At 54.9% G+C, this 818-nt stretch carries 1 protein-coding gene; it reads right to left on the bottom strand.

Going from position 1 to position 818, the window contains the following annotated elements; genetic code table 11:
- Nucleotides 1-32: 32 nt before the first annotated feature.
- On the bottom strand, nt 33-818 hold a 786-nt coding region (locus tag ACP7BV_RS27440), incomplete at its 5' end, for a DUF2345 domain-containing protein (RefSeq protein WP_426108074.1).

Here is an 818-nt window from a genome sequence, read left to right as displayed (position 1 = left end):
GTTTAAGGCTGCGAGAAGATCAAATGGCTCACTCATACGCTCGTCTTAAATTTTGCAATTTGCTTCATCGCTTCGTGTCCGAAGTACGCTTTTCCTGCTAATTCGGTTTGGTCATGCACCATTTCTGTAAGTCCTTCGGAATCGGTCGCTCCGTGAAAAACAACACCGTTATCCATGCGGATAAAGTATGGGATACCATGTAGAACCTCTCCGGTTTCTTGGTCGTTCAACTTCATTTGCCGGTTGAATAAACTTAAGGACGAACTTGGTAGAGGAAGCGAAGACGCTTCCGTTCGTCGACCGGCATCGAACACATGCTGCCCGCCCTTTACGGTGAAATTGCCAGGACATGCAAAGGTGATGTTCCCGCCTTCCAGCGTGATCGACGACGCTCCCGATTGCAGCACAATCTTTTGGCTAGCACTAATTTTGATCGATTCATTCACCGAGATGATCGTGACGGCCTTATCTGCGAGAATCTCCAGCTGATCCGTGTGCGCCTGCAACGACACCGGCCCATTGCCCGCAATCGCCTGGATCCCGCCCGCGTGCGTAAACAAATTCACAGCGTTCGCCGCCACCGACGACACCGTGTGCGCCGCCGTCAAGTGCAAGTCCGAGCGCGTCGTCCACTGCAGATGCTCGCCCGCATACATGACGGTTGACGCAGGCGTGGCCCAGTTGATGCTGGCCGGCGCGTCCATCAATACGATCGGCTTGCCGAATTTTTCCACCGGCAGCTCGCTATCGAGTTCGCGCTCGCCCGGCTTGGCCTTGCTGGCATCTTGCCCGCCAACGGCGCCCTCATGCTTGCCCTT

This window comes from Massilia sp. TSP1-1-2 (assembly GCF_049896185.1).
In the GTDB taxonomy this organism is placed as follows: Bacteria; Pseudomonadota; Gammaproteobacteria; order Burkholderiales; family Burkholderiaceae_D; genus Telluria_A.
This window is presented reverse-complemented; position numbering and strand designations above follow the sequence as displayed.